Origin of the sequence: Hydrogenobaculum sp., from assembly GCF_049967395.1 — a bacterium.
Lineage (GTDB): Bacteria > Aquificota > Aquificia > Aquificales > Aquificaceae > Hydrogenobaculum.
This window is the reverse complement of sequence record NZ_JBMFST010000086.1, coordinates 1-2,609: the sequence shown is the minus strand read 5'-3', so window position 1 is coordinate 2,609 and position 2,609 is coordinate 1. Positions and strand designations below refer to the sequence as shown.

Annotated in this window: 3 protein-coding genes; 2 read left to right on the top strand and 1 reads right to left on the bottom strand. The window is 36.0% G+C overall.

Annotated elements, in window-relative coordinates; all coding sequences use genetic code 11:
* Positions 1 to 1,365 (top strand): endopeptidase La (gene lon / locus ACP5S8_RS08080; protein WP_461876430.1); only part of this gene is annotated, 1,365 nt, incomplete at its 5' end.
* Positions 1,362 to 1,895, top strand: coding sequence for a dCTP deaminase (gene dcd, locus ACP5S8_RS08075; RefSeq protein WP_461876429.1), 534 nt, complete (start codon positions 1,362 to 1,364; stop codon positions 1,893 to 1,895). The genes lon and dcd, both read left to right, overlap by 4 nt.
* Here dcd and ACP5S8_RS08070 read toward each other — a convergent pair.
* Positions 1,873 to 2,415: a transglycosylase SLT domain-containing protein gene (locus tag ACP5S8_RS08070; RefSeq protein ID WP_461870111.1), complete on the bottom strand. Its 543-nt coding sequence runs from the start codon at positions 2,413 to 2,415 to the stop codon at positions 1,873 to 1,875. The two genes, dcd and ACP5S8_RS08070, sit on opposite strands and share 23 nt — an antisense overlap.
* Between the last annotated feature and the right edge of the window lie 194 nt (positions 2,416 to 2,609).

Genomic DNA, 2,609 nt, shown 5'->3' with positions numbered 1-2,609 from the left:
CTTACAAAGGGTAAGGGCTCTAAGTCTACAATACTTTGTTTCATTGGACCACCTGGCGTTGGTAAAACATCTTTGGGGCAATCCATAGCAAAAGCTACAGGAAGGAAATTTGTAAGGATTTCTTTAGGTGGTATAAGAGATGAAGCTGAGATAAGAGGCCATAGGCGAACATACGTAGGAGCTATGCCAGGACGTATAATTCAAGCTATAAAGCAAGCCGGTGTTAAAAATCCTCTTATCATGCTCGATGAGATAGATAAGCTATCCGTGTCTTTCCAAGGAGATCCAGCGGCAGCTCTTTTAGAGGTGTTGGATCCAGAACAAAATAAATCTTTTACGGATCTTTACATAGGGCATCCTTTTGATCTTTCGGAAGTGCTTTTTGTGGCAACTGGCAATAGAGTAGACACTATACCGCAACCTCTTTTAGATAGAATGGAGGTGCTTTACCTTTCCGGATATTCTGAAGAGGAAAAGCTTCATATAGCAAAAAATCATCTCTTGCCCACAATTATAAAAGATCATGGCTTTAAAGAGTCGGAAGTAATCATAGAAGATGAAGCTATATTAGAGGTTATTAGGAGTTATACAAGAGAGGCAGGAGTCAGAAACCTTAAACAAAAGTTGGCGTCTTTATTGAGAAAATTGGCCGTTAAAAAACTAAAAGGTCAAAAACCGCCTTTTGTAATAAATAAAAACGCTGTTAAAGAGCTTCTTGGCGTGCCTCGTATTATTAGAGAAAAAGAGGAGTTAGAGCAAGCCATTGGTCTTGTTACAGGCCTTGCTTGGACTGAGGTGGGTGGTGAAATAATGTATATAGAAGTTACAAAGTTAAAGGGCAGAGGATCTCTTATATTGACCGGTTCTTTAGGAGATGTGATGAAAGAATCTGCTCAAGCTGCTCTTTCTTATATAAAATCAAAAGCAGACCAATACGGAATAGATAGCTCCTTGTTTTCAAAATACGATATACATATACACGTTCCAGAAGGTGCTGTTCCAAAAGATGGTCCATCGGCTGGCATCGCCATAGCTACTGGCATATTGTCTATATTTACTGAAAAACCGGTAAGGCTTGATGTAGCTATGACGGGTGAAGTTACTCTAAGAGGAAGAGTTCTACCAATAGGTGGTGTGAAAGAAAAGATTCTTGCTGCGAAAAGGGCTGGTATATACGAAGTGATATTACCATCGAAAAACAAAGTTGAAGTAATGGAAGACTTACCAGATTATGTAAAAGAAAAGATGCAATTTCACTTTGTAGACCATTTAGATGAAGTATTTAAGATTGTTTTTAAGGATAACGTTTTGAAACAAGAACCTAAAAAAACTTCTAAATCTAAGAAAGCTAAGGAGAAGTCTTGATATTAAGCGATAGAACCATATTGGACTACATAAAGAGCTCAAAAATTATAGTAGAACCTTTTGATGAGTCTTCTTTACAATGCTCTTCTTTGGATCTAAGGCTTAGCAATTCAATAGCTTTTTACAAAGATTTAGATGTTATAGATATTAAAAACCCTATACAAGCAAAAACTATAAATTTCGAAGAATATTTTACTATAAACCCCGGCGAATTTTTATTAGCTTCTACCATGGAATATATAAAACTTCCAGAATTTATAACGGCTTTTGTAGAAGGAAGAAGCTCCTTAGGTCGTCTTGGGCTTTTCATAGAAAACGCTGGTTGGGTAGATGCTGGATTTGAAGGCCAAATTACGTTGGAGCTTTACAACGCTAATAAATATCCTATTAAGCTTTATAAAGGCATGAGGATATGTCAACTTGTTTTTGCTAAACTTGACGAAATACCACGTAAGGTTTACAGAGGTAAATACCTAGGTCAAAAAGGAGCTACTCCTTCTAAGATTTTTATGGATTTTGATAAGAAGTAGCGTATATGCTGTTATGATTTTGAAGCCATACAAGTGCATGGTATACTTTATAAGCGTAAGAAGGCCTTCCGTTGTAATGCCAAATAGCCTGCCAACTAAGCCCATACCTATCTACAAGCTCTCTTAAAAGTTTAGCAGATACGTCAAGATTATAGCAAGGGTCTAACAAAGCGTAAGGATCCAAGCCCCATCTTCTTATATTTATTATATTTATTTGAGCTATCCCCACATCAAAGTTATAGCCGTGCCTAAGCAAATAATTTAAAACTATTTTGGCTTGATATTTATTCTTTGGATAATATTCTTTTATGCTTCTACCGTCGGCATTAACATTTATTGCATATGGATTAAAATTGCTCTCAACTTTTGCTATGGCGTAAAGTAGTTTCACATTTACACCGTACTTAGCTGAAGCCTGCTCAAAACAATAGTTATATTGAAAAGCGTATACTCTTTTATTGTAAAAGCCTAAAACAAAGACAAACATTGCCAAAAGTATACCTATGTTAAGCCTTTTCATACCAAATATTATAATATATGCGAGTTCATTACATCGTGGCAAGTATACCAAGGACTAACACTTACTACAAAAAATATAACACATATTTACAACTTTACTTCAAAATTGCATTCTTTATTTCCATAAACCCTGGTATACTTGTGAAATGTGGTATACTTGTGGCTACTTCAGCACAGGAGCAATATATCCTAAAG

Bases quoted from the DNA above. Each gene is read 5' to 3' on its own strand.
- ACP5S8_RS08070 (WP_461870111.1), bottom strand. From the start codon at position 2,415: ATGAAAAGGCTTAACATAGGTATACTTTTGGCAATGTTTGTCTTTGTT.